Source organism: Bacillus sp. REN16 (assembly GCF_020731355.1).
Taxonomy (GTDB): Bacteria; Bacillota; Bacilli; order Bacillales; family Bacillaceae_L; genus Ferdinandcohnia.
Genome location: NZ_JAJFZK010000066.1, coordinates 1 through 394, shown reverse-complemented (window position 1 = coordinate 394; position 394 = coordinate 1). Strand labels below are relative to the sequence as shown.

At 41.1% G+C, this 394-nt stretch carries 1 protein-coding gene; it reads right to left on the bottom strand.

The window, feature by feature from the left end; all coding sequences use genetic code 11:
- Nucleotides 1-163: 163 nt before the first annotated feature.
- Nucleotides 164-394: hypothetical protein (locus tag LKW28_RS22840; RefSeq protein ID WP_229142707.1), on the bottom strand; the 231-nt coding region annotated here is incomplete at its 5' end.

The window sequence follows — 394 nt, the reverse complement described above, 5'->3', positions numbered from 1 at the left end:
GACTTTCCAGCCCCAATCTCGCCGGTCACTAACCCAAATGAACGTGTTTTGACCATGTATTGGAGCCGGGCAACGCATTGTTGAAAAGAGCTTGATTGATACAAGTTTTCCGTCGAAATTTCTTTTGTAAAAGGGGTACAATCCCATCCGAAAAAATGACTAATCATACCGATTCACCTTTCTCCATCAGGTTCACAAAGCCATTCTGATGATTTTGCTTTTGTTGTTCTTGATATTCCTCATAGACTAGTTCAATATAATTAAGCCCTGTTTTCTGAATCCTTTCCTCAGATTCCGATTTTGGGCTTTCTTCAGGCTTATCCCATTTCATGGAACGCTGTACCATTACAACGGCGTCTTTCAGTCGCCTTTCCTCTTTCCAAACCTGTATAAT